Annotated in this window: 13 protein-coding genes; 2 read left to right on the forward strand and 11 right to left on the reverse strand. The window is 66.4% G+C overall.

Annotated elements, in window-relative coordinates:
• Positions 1 to 35 precede the first annotated feature (35 nt).
• The 9 genes from I6F16_RS31385 to flgB all read right to left on the reverse strand — a co-directional run bounded on the left by I6F16_RS31385 (position 36) and on the right by flgB (position 8,275).
• On the reverse strand, positions 36 to 716 hold the full coding sequence (locus I6F16_RS31385; protein ID WP_036013064.1) for a lectin: 681 nt from the start codon (positions 714 to 716) through the stop codon (positions 36 to 38).
• Positions 717 to 860: 144 nt separating this feature from the next.
• Positions 861 to 1,874: a TIM44-like domain-containing protein gene (locus I6F16_RS31390; RefSeq protein ID WP_036013065.1), complete on the reverse strand. Its 1,014-nt coding sequence runs from the start codon at positions 1,872 to 1,874 to the stop codon at positions 861 to 863.
• A gap of 230 nt (positions 1,875 to 2,104) precedes the next feature.
• Positions 2,105 to 4,693, reverse strand: a complete 2,589-nt coding sequence (locus I6F16_RS31395) for a PAS domain-containing protein (protein ID WP_225174277.1) — start codon at positions 4,691 to 4,693, stop codon at positions 2,105 to 2,107.
• A 155-nt stretch (positions 4,694 to 4,848) separates the two neighbouring features.
• Positions 4,849 to 5,928 (reverse strand): flagellar biosynthesis protein FlhB, encoded by a 1,080-nt coding sequence (gene flhB, locus I6F16_RS31400; protein ID WP_225132769.1) that lies wholly within the window; start codon positions 5,926 to 5,928, stop codon positions 4,849 to 4,851.
• Between the two features lie 13 nt (positions 5,929 to 5,941).
• The gene (gene fliR, locus I6F16_RS31405) at positions 5,942 to 6,712 is read right to left on the reverse strand and encodes a flagellar biosynthetic protein FliR (RefSeq protein ID WP_036027906.1); all 771 of its coding nucleotides are present in this window, start codon (positions 6,710 to 6,712) and stop codon (positions 5,942 to 5,944) included.
• 17 nt (positions 6,713 to 6,729) lie between these two features.
• Complete coding sequence (gene fliQ / locus I6F16_RS31410; RefSeq protein WP_025037372.1) at positions 6,730 to 6,993, reverse strand: flagellar biosynthesis protein FliQ; 264 nt, start codon at positions 6,991 to 6,993, stop codon at positions 6,730 to 6,732.
• A gap of 107 nt (positions 6,994 to 7,100) precedes the next feature.
• Entirely contained in the window at positions 7,101 to 7,409 is a 309-nt protein-coding gene (gene fliE, locus I6F16_RS31415) for a flagellar hook-basal body complex protein FliE (protein WP_036043790.1), read from the reverse strand.
• Between the two features lie 16 nt (positions 7,410 to 7,425).
• A complete protein-coding gene (gene flgC / locus I6F16_RS31420) occupies positions 7,426 to 7,851 on the reverse strand; it encodes a flagellar basal body rod protein FlgC (RefSeq protein ID WP_036013073.1) in 426 nt (141 codons plus the stop codon).
• A gap of 19 nt (positions 7,852 to 7,870) precedes the next feature.
• On the reverse strand, positions 7,871 to 8,275 hold the full coding sequence (flgB, locus tag I6F16_RS31425) for a flagellar basal body rod protein FlgB (RefSeq protein WP_036013075.1): 405 nt from the start codon (positions 8,273 to 8,275) through the stop codon (positions 7,871 to 7,873).
• A 352-nt stretch (positions 8,276 to 8,627) separates the two neighbouring features.
• Here flgB and I6F16_RS31430 point away from each other — a divergent pair, with 352 nt between their 5' ends.
• Positions 8,628 to 9,602 (forward strand): flagellar biosynthetic protein FliO, encoded by a 975-nt coding sequence (locus I6F16_RS31430; protein WP_225139735.1) that lies wholly within the window; start codon positions 8,628 to 8,630, stop codon positions 9,600 to 9,602.
• Complete coding sequence (gene fliP / locus I6F16_RS31435; protein ID WP_036013079.1) at positions 9,599 to 10,357, forward strand: flagellar type III secretion system pore protein FliP; 759 nt, start codon at positions 9,599 to 9,601, stop codon at positions 10,355 to 10,357. The genes I6F16_RS31430 and fliP overlap by 4 nt, the downstream gene beginning before the upstream one ends.
• A gap of 187 nt (positions 10,358 to 10,544) precedes the next feature.
• Here fliP and I6F16_RS31440 read toward each other — a convergent pair whose 3' ends face one another.
• Complete coding sequence (locus I6F16_RS31440) at positions 10,545 to 14,261, reverse strand: tetratricopeptide repeat protein (protein ID WP_225174278.1); 3,717 nt, start codon at positions 14,259 to 14,261, stop codon at positions 10,545 to 10,547.
• A 214-nt stretch (positions 14,262 to 14,475) separates the two neighbouring features.
• Positions 14,476 to 15,381, reverse strand: coding sequence for a tetratricopeptide repeat protein (locus I6F16_RS31445; RefSeq protein ID WP_192893148.1), 906 nt, complete (start codon positions 15,379 to 15,381; stop codon positions 14,476 to 14,478).
• Between the last annotated feature and the right edge of the window lie 18 nt (positions 15,382 to 15,399).

Here is a 15,399-nt window from a genome sequence, read left to right on the forward strand (position 1 = left end):
AGAGAGCTCCGCGACGGTGGAGAGAACTCAGCGCCTCAATTCGCCGCGAAGCAGTACAGCAGCCCGTCGCCGCCGGTGGTCTTCAAATCGGCCTGCGAGCAGCCGCCGTCGGGACCGCGCGAGGGGTGAGAGCTATTCCAGGATTTCGAGGGTTCGTCGTCGCGCAGACCCCGGCGATCGAAATGGCCGACCATCGCGGCGCCTTGCGTGCTCGACGTCCAGTTCTTGCAGGTGCGATCGTCCGGCCCGGCGAACGCGGTGCCGTCCGGTTGCGATCCCGTGAGGATGTCGTGCCGGTTCGGCTGGTCGCCGGCACCATTGATGACCTCACCCTTTTCGCTGAGCGCGGTCTGCTTGGTGAGATTGTTCGTCGCGCCGTGCAGCTCGGCGACGTCCTTGGCGATCACCGTGCCCTTGGCGTTCTGCCACGGCCCCTTGCCGATGCGATCCTTGGCGTTGACGGCCGGCTTGCCGTCGGCGGCCTGCGTCGACAGATAGGCGCGCCAAGTCTTTGTGCCGGCGCCGGCCGCTTGTGCAAGCTTCTGGCATTGCGCGTCGGCTCCTTCGAGACCGCCGAGATCGGCGCCCTTGCCGGGCCCGTTCGACGTCACGAAGAAGGTCATGTCGGCCGACTGCGCTTGCGCCGATGGGGCAGCAAGCAAGACAATAGCCAGCGCAACACCGGAAATCGTCATGGATTTCTCGATACGGATCATCCTGTCCTCCCAACGTTTTTTTTGTTCGCCGCCTGACTTCAACCCGAGGCGCCCCCGCTTATTCCGATGCCGTGCTGCGAGAGGCCCAAAAGAAAAGGGCGCCGTGCCGAAGCACGACGCCCTGATTCCTCATCTCGTCCGCGATCAGTTGGTCTGCTGAATCGCTGACAATTCCCAGCCTGTGCCCGGCCGGCGGGCGAAGGTCCAGATCTCGGTCGCCTCGCCCGGCTGCTCGCTGCCGGCGACGATTGCGCCGGTGTTGCGATCCACCGTCTTGTCGGTGAGCGCGAAGCGCAGCGCCACCGTGGCATAGTCGGTCTCGCCTTCGCGCCAGGCTTCCGCGAGGTCGCCCTGCAACAGCTTCACGTCCGCGACCTTGTTGACCACGTTGCGGGCGCGGTTCTGGGCGAGGTCCTGCTCGAAATAGGAGACCATTTCCGGCGTCGCGAGCGTGTGCAGCTTGGCCACGTCCTCGTTCGACCAGGCGGCCTGGACGTCGCCGAGCAGGCGCTCGAACGCCTCATAGTCGTCCGGCTTGATCTCGAGCGGCGCGTTGTTGGCGCCGAAGCCGAAGCCGCCGAGTCCGCTACCAAGGCCGCCACCGAGGCCGCTGCGATAGTTCGTCTGCGGTCCGGGCGCTGCGCCGGCCTCAGCATTGGCGTAAGCCGCCCGCGGAGTGTGACGGCGCTGCCACCAGGACATTGCCAGCCGGACCACGAGCACCACCAGCGCGATCTGGATGATCAGGCCGATGATCGAGGACAGGCCGCCGAGGCCGCCGAACAGGCCGCCACCGAACAGCATGCCGAGCAGGCCGGCGCCGAGGAAGCCGGCCGCAAGGCCGCCCATGAAGCCGCCGGCGCGGCCAAACAGGCCGCCGCGCGCCGGCGCGGTCGCGGCCGAGTTCATGCCTGCGCCCGGCTGGGTGTAGGTGCGGTTGAACTGCGAGGCCGAGCCGGGTGCGGTCGTGGTCGACGGCGGCGCCGAATAGGAGCGCGTACCGCGCGAACCGGACGACATGCCGCCACCCGCGCGGGCGTCGGCCGACGAGATCGTCAGCGCGGTCGGCAGCGCAAGCGCCAGCACGACGGCGATCGTGTTGAAGAATTTCCGGGAGCGAAGCGAGAAAGTCATGTGCGTTTCCCAAATCCCCGGCATGGGGACGTGCCCCTAAGATGGTCAGACTTCCCGAAAAGTGAAGCCGGTTTCGGAACTTGCGGCTGCGGCCCTCAGTCGCGGGGATGTGGCAAAAGCCCATATATGACAGGGGTTTTACGGGAACCATTGGAGGATGCTTACCGCCGGGTTTACGACCCGATTTCCGCTTTTCCCCGGGTCCGCGAGCCGAGCTGGCCCACCAGCCGTCATTGCGAGGAGAGCGGCAGGTCTCACCCCTGCTTCGTCATCGTCTCCTTCACCGCCGCGACCAGCTGGCTGAGCGTGAAGGGCTTTGGCAGGAAGTCGAACTGCTGGCCTTCGGGCAGGCTCTTCTCGAAGGCATCCTCGGCATAGCCGGAGACGAAGATGAACTTGATGTCGGGGTTCTTCTCGCGCATGGCCTTCAACAGCGACGGGCCGTCCATCTCCGGCATGACGACGTCGGAGACGACGAGATCGATCGCGCCACTTTGCTCGTCCAGCACCTCCATGGCCTCGACGCCGTTCTCGGCCTCGACCACGGTGTAGCCGCGCGAGCGCAGGCCGCGGGCATTGAGCGCGCGCAGGCCCTCCTCGTCCTCGACCAGCAGGATGGTGCCCTGCCCGGTGAGGTCGGTACGCGGCTTCGCCTCTGCCGCCGCAGCGGGCGCGGCTTCCTTCGCGGCTCCGCTGGTCGCGCCGATTGCGGCTGCGGGCTGCTCGACCTGCACCTCCGGTTCGGCGATGTGGCGCGGCAGGAAGATGTGGAACGAGGTGCCCTGCCCCGGCTCGGAATCGACGTAGATGAAGCCGCCGGTCTGCTTGACGATGCCGTAGACGGTGGAGAGCCCGAGGCCCGTGCCCTTGCCGACCTCTTTCGTCGAGAAGAACGGCTCGAAGATCTTGTCGCGGATGTCGGCGGGGATGCCGGTGCCGGTGTCGGCGACCTCGATGCGGACATAATCCGCGGCCGGCATGCCCTTATAGGCGAGCTTGCCCGCATCGTCACCGGTGACGTTGGCGGTGCGGATGATCAGCTTGCCGCCATCAGGCATGGCGTCGCGCGCGTTCACCGCGAGGTTGACGATAACCTGCTCGAACTGGGAGACGTCGACCTTCACCGGCCAGAGGTCGCGGCCGTGGACGAGGTCGAGCTTGACCTTCTCGCCGATCAGCCGGCGCAGCAGCATGGTGAGATCGGACAGCGCGTCCCCGAGATCGAGCACCTGCGGCCGCAGCGTCTGCCGCCGCGAGAACGCCAGCAACTGCCGCACCAGGGTGGCGGCGCGCGTTGCGTTCTGCTTGATCTGCATGATGTCCTGGAACGACGGGTCGGTCGGCTTGTGCGCGTTCAGCAGGAAGTCGTTCGCCATCATGATGGCGGACAGCACGTTGTTGAAGTCGTGGGCGATGCCGCCGGCGAGCTGGCCGACCGTCTCCATCTTCTGCGACTGGTTGATCTGGTTTTCCAGCGCGCGCCGCTCGGTGGTCTCGAGCATGTGCACGATGGCGGCTTCCGCCTCGGTCTCGGCCGAATCGACCGGCGTCACGAAGAACTGGCCCCAGCGTTCCTTGGCCCCTTCCAGCGCCACCTCGACCGGCGCGATATCGGCCTTGCCTTCGGCGGCCTGGTTGATGGCCGCGATCAGGAGGTGCCGGTCGCGCGAATTGACCGCGCGGAAGATCGACTTGGAGGAGGTGTCGAGCCCCAGCGCCTGACTGAGCTTGGCGTAGCGCGCATTGGCGCGCACCACGTTGCCGGCGCGATCGACGGTCGCGATCGCCATCGGCGTGTGGTCGAAGAAGCGCATGAAGCGCACTTCGGCGGCACGATCAGGGTCGCTGCGCTCGTCGCGGGCGCGGCTGATCACGAGCGTGCGCGAGGGCCCCGGCGCGCCGTCGGCGCCGAAGGCGAGCTTGTGATAGAGCCGCACCGGCATGGTCTTGCCGGTGCGCATGCGCAGGTCGATGTCGAACACCTCGGTCTTCACCTCGCCCGGCACCGCCACGATCGAGGTCAAGAGCGAAGCGCCGTCGCCGGAGACGATATCGGTAAGCTTCAGGCCGCCGGAGCCGATCTCGGCGAGGTCGTAGTCGAGCCAGTTCGCCAATGTCGCGTTGACATAGGCGAGCTCGCCGGCCGGATTGACCGAGAAGAAGCCGCACGGGGCGTGATCGAGATATTCGATCGCGTGCTGGAGCTCCTGGAACACGTCCTCCTGGCGTTCGCGGTCGCGCGTGATGTCGGCGATCGACCACACCGCGTATTTCGCCTCGCGCTTGCCGGTGCCGAGCGGGCGCACGCGCATGCGCAGCCAGCGACCCTGATTGCCGTCATGGCCGGAGATGCGCACCTCTTCCTGCTGCCGCTTGCCCTCGCGCGCGGCCTTGAGCAGCCGGAACACGGCTTCCGAGACGTCGGGGTTGCCGATGAAGACGCGCTCGACCGGGCGCACGTCCTGCGGTCCGGTGGCGCCGGTCAGCGTCAGATAGGCGGCATTGGAATAGACCACGTGTCCGCGCGCGTCGGTGACCGCGAGGCCGTCGAAGGCGTGATCGGAGATGCGGCCGATGACGGGATCGTCGAGATTGCGGTCGGCGAAGCGGATGATGCCGGCGGCGAAGGCGAACAGGTTGAACAGGCCGACCATCGCCAGCACGGCGAGGATACCGAGGATATAGGGCTGCGCCTGCGCGCGCCCGAGCGTCATCAGCCCGACGGCCACGGCGACGAGGCCGGCGGCCACCAACAGCACCAGCGCAATGCTGCCCGAGCGCGGCGACGGCTCGTGCGCCGCAACGGGCTCGCGTGTGAGGTCGTGGTCGGTCTCGGCGGTCATTCTCGAGCTGGCGCAGCCTGTCGGCAGAGAATCAACGCGCCACCGGGCGCGTGGGGTCCTCCCTGCCTGAATCGGACCCTGAGGTGCAAGGGCAGCAACGGCAAAAGGTACGCTGATTCCCAGATTACGGCCATTTCCGGTACGTTTCGGGCATCTTATCCCCGTCCGGCGCTGAATCCGCGCTTCAGGCGCATGACGTAGCCGATGACTTCGGCAACGGCATGGTAGTGCTCGGTCGGGATCTCCTGGTCGATGTCCACGGTGGCGTAGAGCGCGCGGGCCAGCGGCACGTTCTCCACGATCGGGATGTCGTGCTCGCGCGCGATCTCCCGGATCTTGAAGGCGAGATTGTCGACGCCCTTGGCGACGCAGATCGGCGCGGTCATGCCGCGCTCGTAGGACAGCGCTACCGAATAGTGGGTTGGGTTGGTGATGATCACGGAGGCCTTGGGAACCGCCGCCATCATGCGTTTCTTGGCGCGCTGCTGCCGCAGCTGCCTGATCTTGCCTTTGATGTGGGGGTCGCCTTCGGACTGCTTGTACTCTTCCTTGATCTCCTGGAGCGACATCTTCTGCCGCTGGAACCAGCTTCGGTACTGGAAGAAATAGTCGGCGATGGCGACGATCGCGAGCGCGGCGACCACCGCGCCGAGCAGTTGGATGGTCATGCTGGTGCTGGCGCCGAGCATGGCGGCCGGATCGAGCCTGATCATCGCCTCCATGCGGTGCCGCTCCGGCCACAGGATCATGGTCATGACCACGGCCAAGGCGACCAGCTTGCCGATGCCCTTGAGAAAATTGGCCGCCGCCTGTTTGCCGAAGATGCGTTTGAAGCCGGCGCCCGGCGAAATCTTGTTGAACTTGGGTTTCAGGGATTCGGCCGACCAAACCAGCCGGTGCTGCAGCATGTTGCCGGCGATGGCCGCCAGCACCAGCATCAACAGGGGCACGCCGATCGCGGCAAGCACGGCGAGCTCGATCTGCTCCATCAGCGCGAGCAGGGCCTTGCCGTCGGTCTTGATCATCCAGGAATTGGCAAGCAGGTTGCGCATCGGCGTCAGCAGCCCGCTGCCGACCGAGCCCGAGAAGGTGGAGACGACGAGCGTGCCGCCCGCCATCATGAACCAGGTGTTGATCTCCTGGCTCTTGGCGACGTCGCCGCGTTCGAGCGCATCGTCGAGGCGCTTTTGCGTCGGGTCTTCTGTTTGACTTTCGGGATCGTTGTCTTCGGCCACCGATCGATCCCCCTCACCTGAGCGGCATCATCTGGTGCATGACACCGATGAAGTAGTCGAGAAAGGTGCCCATCATCGCGGTGAGCACCACGGCAAGCACCAGGAAGCCCGCGAAGATCGACAGCGGCACGCCGACGAAATAGACCTGCATCTGCGGCATCAGCCGCGCCAGCACGCCCAGTCCGATATTGAAGACGAGGCCGAACACCAGGAACGGCCCGGAGAGCTGCAAGCCGAGACGGAACGCGGCGGCGAAGGCACGCGTCGCAAGCGAGGCGACGTCGCCGCTCGACACGGTCTCGCCCGGCGAGAAGATCGTGTAGCTGTCGTTCAGCGCCGCGATCACCAGATGATGGCTGTCGGTGGCAAACAGCAGCGTCACGCCCAGCATGGTCAGGAAGTTGCCGACCAGCACGCCCTGCTGGCCCTGCGTCGGATCGACCGAGGTGACGAAGCCGAGCCCCATCTGCTGCGCGATCACGGATCCCGCAACCTGGAGCGCCGACAACGTCACGCGCGCGGTCGCGCCGAGCACGATGCCAATCGCGATCTCATGCAGCATCAGCACCAGCAGCGGCGCCAGCGAGCCCATGTCGACCTGATAGGCGTTGCGATGCAGCGGCAGGATGATCAGCGTGAGCAGCAGCGCGATCGACAGCTTGATCCGCGTCGGGATGTTGGTCTCGCCGAGGCCGGGCAGCAGCATCACCATCGCGCCGACCCGGGCGAAGGCGAGCATGAAGGAAGCGGCGAGCGCCGGCAGCAGCGAGACGTCGATGCGCATAATTCACGCATAGTGCCTCAGCCGCCTATGATTCGCGACGATATCCGCAGCATGTGGGCGTGCATCGAATCGGCCATGAACGGCAGCGCCAACAACATCGTGGCAAAGATGGCGAGGATCTTCGGCACGTAGATCAGCGTCTGCTCCTGGATCTGCGTCAGCGCCTGGAACAGCGACACGATGACGCCGACTACGAGGCCGACCACCATCAGCGGCGACGACACGATCACGATGGTCCAGATCGCATCGCGCGCGACGTCGAGGGTCTCGGGTCCGGTCATTTGGAGGTTCCGATGGGGTTAGAGGAAGGCGCGAGAAGCGAGTAGCGAATGGCGAGTAGCGAATGGTGGCCAGAGCTCGCCATTCGCCACTCGCCATTCGCTTCAAATCAGATCGGCATCTTCATGATGTCTTCATAGGCCGCGATGACGCGGTCGCGGACCGAGACCAGTGTGGACACCGCGACATCGGTGTCTGCGACCGCCGTGACCACGTCCATCACGTTGGCCTTGCCGGAGGCCATCGCCACCGTCTGCGCGTCGGACTTGCGACCGGATTCCACGACGCTGCCGACGGCGTCTTTCAGCAGCGCGGCGAAGGATTGCCCGTTCGGTTCGCTGCCTTTGCCGGCGCCGGTGTTCTCCAGCACGCGGGCGAGGCTGGCGTAAGCATTGGCGGCAATTGTCGGTGATGCCATGGCTCAAATGTCCTGTTCAGCTCTTGAGGATGTCGAGCGTGCGCTGGATCATCCGGCGCGTCGCACTGATGATGTTGAGGTTGGCCTCGTAGGACCGCTGCGCGTCGCGCATGTCGGTCATCTCGACCACCGAGTTCACATTGGGATATTTGACGTTGCCGCTGGCATCCGCAGCCGGATTGTTCGGCTCGTATCTGACGCGGAAGGCGGACTGGTCGGGCTTGATCCTGCCGAGGGTGACGACCTGCGCGTCGAGCGTGCGGTCGAGCGCGGATGAGAAGGTCGGCACCTTGCGCCGGTAGGGATCGCCGCCGGCAGTCTGCGCCGTCGAGTCCGCATTCGCGATGTTCTCCGAGATCACCCGCATGCGGCCGGCCTGCGCGCGCAGGCCCGAGGTCGCGATTGCCATGGAGCGGGCGAAGTCGCTGCTGTCATTTGCCATGATCCGCCTCCTTTAGGGCCTAACCTTTGCCGATCGCGGTCTTGAGCAGGCGCAGGCTCTTCGAATAGAGCGAGGTCACCGCGGCGTAGTCCATCTGGTTGCTGGCGGCCTTCATCATCTCCTCCTCGAGATTGACGGCATTGCCGGCGGGGCGGGTCTCGAAACCCGCGTTCTTGTTCTGGTCGAAGGCGGAAGGGGCCCCCGACGGCGCCAAATGCGAGGCGCTGGTCCGGGTCAGGACCAAGGGCCCCATGGACCCCGTGACGGCGCCGGCCTTGTCGAACTTCGGCTCGACCAGGTCGCGCGGCCGGAATTTCGGCGTGTCGGAATTGGAGACGTTCTCGGACAGGACGCGCTGGCGCTCCTGATGCCACTGCATCTTGGTGCGAAGCACCGACAGTTCCGGAATATCGTTGATGGACATCGTCGCGGCTCCCTCCGCCCCGACGGACCCTAGGGACCGCCGCTAGGCAGAATTTGCCGCCTGTATGGTTAACAGCTGGTTAAGGACCGGTCGTGATGCATGTCCCCAGCCGAAACTGATTCTTGCGCCCCCGCGATTCGACGGCGCGAAAAGTGGCATTAACCCAACCGTTTGGCGAGACGTGCACAGGGCAAGAAGTCGTTTTGGATCGGGCGATTCATGGGTTATTAAGAGTTGGGGACGGCAAAACTTGCCGTGGAACGTTAAGAAATCGCAGTTTGGGGCATCGTCCGCCGGTGGTCGGCTCGACTGACCATGGGCACGAGAAAAGCGCCATTTGTCGGGGACAAGTATGCAAGGCAGCCCTATCACCTTCATCGTCGCGTTCATCGTCGTTCTGGCGTTGATCGGCGTCGCTGCATGGCTGGTTCGCCGATTCGCCGGAAGCCGCATCGGCGCCAACACCCAGCGCGGCCGGATGCCCCGCCTCGCCGTGATCGACGCCGCCGCGGTCGACGGCCGGCGCCGCCTGGTGCTGGTCCGGCGCGACAATGTCGAGCATCTGCTGATGATCGGCGGCCCGACCGACATCGTCGTTGAGCCCAACATCGTTCGCGCCGCGCCCAGCCGCGACCAGATTCCGCAACGTCCGAGTGCCGCCGAACCGCCGCGCCTTGCCCCCCTGCCCGATGCCGGCGGCTGGGCCGACGACGCGCCGCGGCCCGAGCTGCTCGATCATCCCGAGCCGCAAATGCCCGAGCCGCCGCCGCGGCCCGCGCGGCCATCCTTCGCCGACGAAGTGCGTCGGCCTGCGCCTGCACTGGCCGAACGCCGCAGCGAGCCGGCTCTGGGCGGCTTTACGCCGGAGCCGATCGCGCCACGTCCCGAGCGCGAACCGCGGCCCGAGCCGCTACCGCCGCGCATCGCCCGCGGCGAGCCGCCGCTGATGCCGCGTCCGCCGCGCGGCAGTGAGCCGATGAAGATGCCGCCGGTGCGAGCCGAGCGCGCCGCGGCACCACCGCCTCCTCCGCCCGTGCCGCAGGCTGCGCCCGTTCCGCCGCCGGCACCCGCTGCCGCGCCCTCGAGCGCCGAGCAGAATCTCGCCGAAATGGCGCAGCGGCTCGAGGCTGCCCTGCGCCGCCCGGCCGGGGAAACGGTCGCGCCTCCGGTTGCGCCGGAGCCGCCGCCCGCTCCGGCGCGCGCCGCCCGCAGCGAGCCGCCGGCACCGCCCGCTGCGCCGGCGAAGCCGGCTGCGGAAAAGACCAGCTTTGAAAATCTCGAAGACGAGATGGCCTCCCTGCTCGGCCGTCCGAAGCCGTCTTCGTGAGGTTGCCCGCCCTCCCGCGTAGAGTTCTTTTCCTTTCTGTCCTGGTCGGCGCGGCTTCGCTCGCAATGCCGTCGCATGCCCAGGACATCAGCATCAATCTCGGCGGCGGCGCCGGTGGCGGCGGCGTCACCGAGCGCGCGATCCAGCTGATCGCGCTGCTCACGGTGCTCTCGATCGCCCCGTCGATCCTGATCATGATGACGTCGTTCACCCGCATCGTGGTGGTGCTGTCGCTGCTGCGCACCGCGATGGGCACTGCGACCGCCCCGCCGAACTCGGTGATCATCGCGCTCGCGATGTTCCTCACCTTCTTCGTGATGGGCCCGGTGCTGCAGAAATCCTACGACGAGGGCATCCGCCCGCTCGTCGCCAACCAGATCGGCGTCGAGGACGCGTTCCAGCGCGCCTCCGTGCCGCTGCGCGGCTTCATGCAGAAGAACGTGCGCGAAAAGGACCTGAAGCTGTTCCTGGACCTCTCCGGCGAGCCGCCGCCGGCCACGCCCGACGATCTCGCCTTACGCATTCTCGTCCCCGCCTTCATGATCTCCGAGCTGAAGCGCGCCTTCGAGATCGGCTTCCTGTTATTCCTGCCGTTCCTGATCATCGACCTCGTCGTCGCCTCCGTGCTGATGTCGATGGGCATGATGATGCTGCCGCCGGCGACGATCTCGCTGCCGTTCAAGCTGATCTTCTTCGTGCTGGTCGACGGCTGGTCGCTGGTGGCGGGGAGCCTGGTGCAGAGTTACGGGGGGTAAGGCTTCGTTCGCTGCTGCGTCCTTTCCGCTCTCAGCGACAGCCCCCGCTCCCTCCTCGTCATTGCGAGGAGCCCTTGCGACGAAGCAATCCAGACTGCCGCCGCGGAAAGAGTCTGGATTGCTTCGCTGCGCTCGCAATGACGAGCTTGTGGCGCGGTCGCGGGCCGCGCTTCGCGCGGAGACAGTCCTACCGCGTCATCTTGATCTGCCGCACGACCGGGATCGTGGGCAGCGAGCCGGTGTGGTCGCTCGTATCTTTGGCCTGCGGCGCGCCGGGCGCGCGGGCGGTGGCGTCGGGGAAGCGCTGCTTCATCTCGCGCAGGAAGCCGTCGAGCGTGTCGACGCTGGCAGCGAGCTTGGCGATCTCGGCGAATTCGGCGCTGGAGGCTGCGGCCGGCTTGCTCGCAATGTCGAAGGCGAGACGGTCGGCGCTCTCGCTCATCAGCGGGGCGTATTTCTCGCGGAAGCGCGACAGGCCGATCGAGTCGTCGGCGAGGGCGTAGCCGACGGCGGCGCGGATGATGTCGCTCTTCTCGACCGTATTGAGCGGCTTGAAGTCGCGGAAGCGGTCTCCGTAATAGAGCTCGATCTGCTCGGCGGATTCGCGCCAGCGCCGCGCCGCCCAGAAGATGTCGGAGCGCAGGCGGAGCACTTCCCGCCCGGCGACGTTGGAGACGATGTCGAGCGCGAGATCGTGACGGCCGACGTCGCTCTGCGCACGCGCCTCCAGCAGCAGGCGCTGCTGCCTGAGCTCGCCGGAGAGATCGCTGATGCGGCTCGCGCGAAGCGCGGTGATGGCCAAGTCGGGCTTGCGGTTGGCGAGATAGATCATGGCGAGGCGCGCGGCGACCTGGGCGCGCGCGGCGCCTTCGAGGCGATGATCGATCTGGTATTGCAGGAGCTCGGCGGCCTGGTCGAGCAGATCGATCGAGGCGAGACGGTCGGCGAGCCGGCGGATCAGCTCGTCGCCGCGGCGGCCGATCGGCGTCAGCTCGCGGAACTCGTAGAACATCCCGAGCGCCTCGACCGGCGGCAGCTCGTCGCCCTTCGGCCCGAGGAAGAGCTGCGTGAACAGCTCGGAGGCGAGATCCTGCGCCTGACGCGAGGCTTCGGCGTTCGGCTGCAGCCGCGTCGCGGTGCGCGCGGCGGTGAGCGCATCTCGGTAGCGCCCGTTCTCGGCATAGAGGCGCGACAGCATCTGCAGCGTCTTGACCTCGATCGCATCGCCGCGCCAGGTCATCGACAGCGTCTCGAGCTCGCGCAGCGCCTCGTCCTTGCCGATCTCGTCGCGCTTCTGACGCAGCGCGATCTCGAGCTGCTTGGCCTCGGCCGCAGCCGGACGGTCATTCGAGGCGACCGCGAGCTTGTAATCGTCGAGCGCATCCTTGTCGTGGCCGAGCGCCTCGGCGAGCCGGCCGCGCAGCACGGCGAAGCCTGGCGCGGCCTCGGGCGGGACACCGACCACCTCGAGCTCGCTGCGGCGCTTGGAGGCGCCGGCATAGTCCTTCACCTCGAGGGATGCGCGCATCGCGTCCATCGTCACGATGCGCTGGATGTCGAGCGGCAGCGAGGCGATGGCGAATTCGACGTTCTTGAACTTTTCGCGCGCATCGGCCCATTTGCCCTGGCGCGCATAGGCGAGCGCCTTCCAAAGCTGGGAATCGTGGCTATTGCCGATCGCAGGATTGGCGAGATCCTTCAGGCCCTGCGCCGGCCGGCCGATCAGGATGTTGGCGATCGCATGCATGATCAGCGCGCCGCTCTCCTCCTTGTTGAGCGGATCGCTCAGCATCACGTCGGTCACGGCCTTGGCCTCGTGATACATGGCGCGCGACATGTAGAATTGCGCAAGATCGAGCCGCGGCAGCGAACGCAGCGCCGGCTCGACCGCCGAGATCGCCGTCATCAGTTCGCCCTGGCGCGCCATGAAGTTTTCCGACTGGCCCTTGCGCCAGCCTTCGGGACTGAAGATCGGGCGCACGGCGGTCGGCGCCCGCTCGGCCGAGATGTCGACCGGCGACAGGGTCAAGCCGCCCTTCTTGCCAAGAATGACCTTGTCGGAGCCGACCTCGACGCCGATCTCGTCGGAGTTCGGCCGGATCGCGATGCCGTGCGCGGATTCCAGCAGCGAGAGATCGACGAGGTCCTGCCGCTTGATGAAGCCGCGCACCGGCCGCAGCGCGGTGACGACATAGAGCGTGTCGCCGGCATCGGGATCGGTGAGCTTGTGCAGCTGGCCTGGATTGGCGAAGGGGATCGCGATATTGGCGAGCGCGGGATCGGTGATGTTGCGCGACATCATCAGCGGCAGCGGCGTCGCCTGGATCTTGTCGGCGAGCGTCAACATCCAGTTGGTCTCCTTGCCGACCTCCTCGCTCGTCAACGAATAGACCAGGGGACGGGTGAGACGGATGCGCACCGCCTGCGCCTTGTCGAGCGGGACGCGGCCGACCTCGCCGATCATCGCGCCGCCCTTGGTGCGGATCGCCTCGATATCGACGGGCTTCGGCGTATCGAACACCAGCCACACGGTGTCGCCGCGGCGGAACGCCGCCGCCGGCGTTGCGACCTGAAACGGGAACGTCACGCGCAAGCCGTCACTGTCGCGGCGCGCATCGACGCTGGCAATCGCGGGCGCGACCGGCACCTCCGCCGGCACAGCCTTGGCAGCATCCTTGCCAGCATCCTTGGCGGCATCCTTGACCGGTTCCTTCGCGACCTCCCTGGGCGCTTCGACGGGCGCAGGCGCAGCCGCCGGCTTCGCAGCTTCCTTGGGCGGTTGGGCCGCTTCGGCCGCGGGAGAGGCTGCCGGTTTCGGCGCTTCGGCGGGCGGCAGCGCGGCGGGCGCTTCCACCTTCACCTCGGGCTTGATGTCGATCCTGGCCTCGCGCGCGATCGTCTCGGAGGTCGGCGGTGGGATCTCGCGATGGGCGTCCTTCTTCTCGGCGGCGGGCTTTTCCGGTGCAGGTGCAGCGGCAGCGGCAGCCGCCGGCCCGCGACCGACCGGCTTCATCTGCGCGATCGTCGCCTCGGGCGTTGCCGCCAACTTCCCCTTGTCGGGCTGGAAGGAGACGTCGACGACGTAGTTCTTCTCGTCGCGGAACGAATGCACGTCGGCATCGCCGATCAGCGCGATCTCGACATTGGTCTGGTCGATATCGGACTTCTGCTTGATCGAGGCGACGTTCGGCGGCGCGGCGAGAACCGCGTCCGCCAGGTCGAAATTGAGATTGGCGTTGAAGACGAGCGTCAGCTTCTGCTCGTTGAGCACGGAGGAGACGCCGACCCCGTCGGGCATCTCGAACACGAAGCGCACGAAGGTCGGCTGCACCGAGGCGCGCACGCGGATCGGCGGACGCTTCCTGGACTCCGCGGCGGCACGCTGGGCGCGCAGCGCACGCTCGGCCGCGCGTGCCCGCTCGGCAAGCTCCTTGACCACGTCCATGGGCAGGCTCGGCGGCGGCCCCTTCCAACCCTCGGGCAGCAGGTCGATGAAGGTGCGCTCGCCGGCGTTCATGGTGTTGACGGTGACGCGCCGCGCCAGCGACAGGCGGATGGCGCCGCCGTCAGGGTCGCGGCGGGCGGAATTGACGTAATCGGGCGCGCCTTCCGGAATGCGCTCGACGGGAACATCGACGGGCCGGTCGAAGCGGATGACGAGGATCGAGCCCGCGGTCGTCACCTCGGAGGGAACGTCCTCGCCGAGCTTGATGACGAGACGGGCAAAGCCGCCACCGGCTGAAAACGTCGCCTCGCCCCTGATCGGATCGGCCGCCCGGCCGGGCGCCGCAAGGCCAAGCAGGAGACAGGCCGCCAGCAAGGCCGCGGCGCGGGCGTGACGCGACAAGCCCCGCGCCGATGCGCGGGCTCGCGACACAAATCCAGCGGCAGCCTCTCGCGCCATTGGCGGCATTTCTTCCGGTTCGGCGGGCATGCCGGCACTGGCGCCGGCCCGTGCCGTCGACTGTAGGTCTCGCCAATTAAGGACTTGTTAATGCTATGTCTTGATTTGCGGGAACAGCATGCCGTGCCGGATGGAGCGGGGGCCGTTCCGCGAGTTTGAATTTGAGACGCAGGCGGTTAAGCAGTTGTTAACGGCTGCACGATGTCGCGGCCTGTCAGTCCCTTTGCGGCACCCCATAGCGGACAAAATCTTCGGCGATTCGGGCCTCGATCCTTCTGGCCGCCGAGATATCGCTATTGCCGCCGTCTGTGTCGCCGAGCTTGAATCTGGCGACCCCGCGACCGTACAGCGCGCTCGCCAGCTTGGGGGCGTACCGCAGCGCCGCGTTGTAGTCGTCGATAGCCGCGGAGAGTTGTCCCATTTTCAGATTTATCAGGGCTCGCGAATCGTATGTCGCGGCGTTACCCGCTCCCGATCGAAGCACCATCTCGCAATCCTCCATCGCAGCCTGCAAGGCGCCGAGGATGGCCCGGGCCCAACAGCGTCCGCTCCAGGCCGCCTCCAGCTTCGGGTCAAGGCGAATTGCTTCGTCATAGTCCTGCGCTGCACGGTCGTACGCATTCCTCTTCAAGAACGCTGCCGCACGGTTGGCAAAGGCAGTGGCATAGTTGGGGTTGAGCTTCAGCGCCTCCTGAAAAGCGCCAAGGGCAAGGTCGTGCGAGCCCGTCCTCAGATAGGCCACTCCGAGGTTGTTGAAGGCCTTCGCATAATTCGGGTTATGCCGGGTCGCTGCGACGAAATCCTTGATCGCGCCTTCGTAGTCGGCTTTGGCGCTATGGGCATTGCCCCTGTTGTTGTGGGCGACGGCAAAGCCATTTGTGCTCCCCTCGCCCGCATCGATAAAGGCCGTGCAGGCCTCGATGCGAGCTTCGGGCGAGACCCGATCTGACCCGTTACATAGCTCGATATTCTTGAGTGAGCTGCTCTTCTTCGACGTCTGCGCCAAGCCTGACGAACCGGAGAGTCCAACGATCAGAATGAGCATCCCTGCCCTGATGACACTGGCCCGTGCGATTTTCACACCAAGCGCCGAACTCCGCGAGCGAAACGAAGCACTCATGTTGCGTCTCTCTGCCGG

Origin of the sequence: Bradyrhizobium sp. IC4060 (assembly GCF_020193715.1) — a bacterium.
Taxonomy (GTDB): Bacteria; Pseudomonadota; Alphaproteobacteria; order Rhizobiales; family Xanthobacteraceae; genus Bradyrhizobium; species Bradyrhizobium yuanmingense.

Excerpts from the sequence above, each read along its gene's own strand:
- I6F16_RS31395 (WP_225174277.1), bottom strand. The coding sequence starts at position 4,693 with ATGACCGCCGAGACCGACCACGACCTCACACGCGAGCCCGTTGCGGCG.
- fliR (WP_036027906.1), bottom strand. The coding sequence starts at position 6,712 with ATGCGCATCGACGTCTCGCTGCTGCCGGCGCTCGCCGCTTCCTTCATG.
- flgB (WP_036013075.1), bottom strand. The coding sequence starts at position 8,275 with ATGTCCATCAACGATATTCCGGAACTGTCGGTGCTTCGCACCAAGATG.
- I6F16_RS31385 (WP_036013064.1), bottom strand. The coding sequence starts at position 716 with ATGATCCGTATCGAGAAATCCATGACGATTTCCGGTGTTGCGCTGGCT.
- fliE (WP_036043790.1), bottom strand. The coding sequence starts at position 7,409 with ATGGCATCACCGACAATTGCCGCCAATGCTTACGCCAGCCTCGCCCGC.
- I6F16_RS31390 (WP_036013065.1), bottom strand. The coding sequence starts at position 1,874 with ATGCCGGGGATTTGGGAAACGCACATGACTTTCTCGCTTCGCTCCCGG.
- I6F16_RS31430 (WP_225139735.1), top strand. The coding sequence starts at position 8,628 with ATGCAAGGCAGCCCTATCACCTTCATCGTCGCGTTCATCGTCGTTCTG.
- flgC (WP_036013073.1), bottom strand. The coding sequence starts at position 7,851 with ATGGCAAATGACAGCAGCGACTTCGCCCGCTCCATGGCAATCGCGACC.
- fliQ (WP_025037372.1), bottom strand. The coding sequence starts at position 6,993 with ATGACCGGACCCGAGACCCTCGACGTCGCGCGCGATGCGATCTGGACC.
- I6F16_RS31440 (WP_225174278.1), bottom strand. The coding sequence starts at position 14,261 with ATGGCGCGAGAGGCTGCCGCTGGATTTGTGTCGCGAGCCCGCGCATCG.
- I6F16_RS31445 (WP_192893148.1), bottom strand. The coding sequence starts at position 15,381 with ATGAGTGCTTCGTTTCGCTCGCGGAGTTCGGCGCTTGGTGTGAAAATC.